1 protein-coding gene is annotated in these 1,434 nt (G+C 60.9%); it reads right to left on the reverse strand.

Annotated elements, in window-relative coordinates:
- Positions 1-48 precede the first annotated feature (48 nt).
- Positions 49-1,314 carry an IS256 family transposase gene (locus AB6809_RS36175; protein ID WP_371028604.1) on the reverse strand — a complete coding sequence of 422 codons (1,266 nt, stop codon included), beginning with the start codon at positions 1,312-1,314 and terminating at the stop codon, positions 49-51.
- Positions 1,315-1,434 lie beyond the last annotated feature (120 nt).

The raw sequence follows: 1,434 nt of genomic DNA on the forward strand, positions 1-1,434 counted from the left end.
GGAGCTATCGTCAAGAGTGGTGTATGGGCAGCTTGAGCGCGTTCGACTTCAGGCGGCGAGTTTCTGCTGAACCGGTTGATCGCCTTGCACCGGTTCGCCGTCCCTGAAGGCAATGCCCTCCAGCAACAGCTTGATCTGTTCGGGGCCGTTGATACGGCGCCAGGTTTTCTCGGCTTCCTCGATCAGCTTGAATGCCAGACCGAGGAAGGTTGGTCGCGACACGCAGTTGCGGGTGCGAGTCGTCCGGTGGCGCACGGTCGCGAATGTCGACTCAATCGCATTCGTCGTGCGCAAATGCTGCCAGTGCTCGGCGGGGAAGTCGTAAAACGCCAGCAGGCTCTCCCGGTCCTTCTTCAACGTCTCTGTTGCCTTCGGATATTTCGCGGCGTAGACCGTCACGAAACGATCGAACGCGGCATACGCGTCGGCGCGCGTCGCGGCCATCCAGATCGCCTGCAGGTCGGCCTTCGCGCGCCCCTGCTGCGACTTCGGCAGCGCGTTGAGCACGTTGCCCATCTTGTGAAACCAGCAGCGCTGGCCGCGCGTTGCAGGAAACACTTCCTCCAGTGCGGCCCAGAAGCCCATAGCGCCGTCACCGACGGCCAGCAGCGGACCACCCTGCAAGCCTCGCGACTTCAGATCGAGCAGCAGCTCCTGCCAGGACGCCTTCGACTCGCGATACCCGTCACCGATTGCCACCCGCTCCTTGCGCCCATCCGGCCTCACGCCGATGATCACCAACAGGCACTGGCCGTCCGAGTTCTCACTACGCAAGCCGGTATGAATGCCGTCGACCCACCAATACACGTAGTGCGATTTCGATAGATCACGACGGCTCCAGTTGGCATGCTCATCGGCCCATTGCGCCTTCAGGCGACTTACCACGTTCGCCGATAGCCCCTTGGCGTCCTCGCCCAGCAGCACGCTCAGTGCTTCGCTCATGTCGCCCGTCGAAATGCCCTTCAGATACAGCCAGGGCAGTGCGGCACTCACGCGCGGCGACTTCCGCACATATGGTGGAACGATCGATGAATTGAACTTCACGCCCGACCCTGACCGATCACGAACCTTCGGTACCTTCACCGCAATCGGTCCAGCCGCCGTCAACACTTCGCGCTCCGGCAGATAACCATTGCGCACCACGGCGCGCTGGCCGTGCAAGGTCTTGACGTTCTCGAATCGCTCCAGCAGCGCGGACAACTCCGCTTCAATTGCCTGCTGGATCACCTGCCGCGCGCCCTGGCGCACCAGATCGTCCAGGCCCAGACCGACTTCCGATAGACCGACGACTTCTTTTTCCGTAAACTTGCTCATGGTGGATGGTTTGTTGTTTGCTGGTTTCCGACTTCGACAATCAGATTCTCAGCTGAAACCTCCACCGCCTTCAATCTCCCGCCTCAAATCCCCCATACACCAGATTCGAGCTTAGCTCGG

The organism is Paraburkholderia sp. RCC_158 (assembly GCF_041355255.1).
Taxonomy (GTDB): Bacteria; Pseudomonadota; Gammaproteobacteria; order Burkholderiales; family Burkholderiaceae; genus Paraburkholderia; species Paraburkholderia graminis.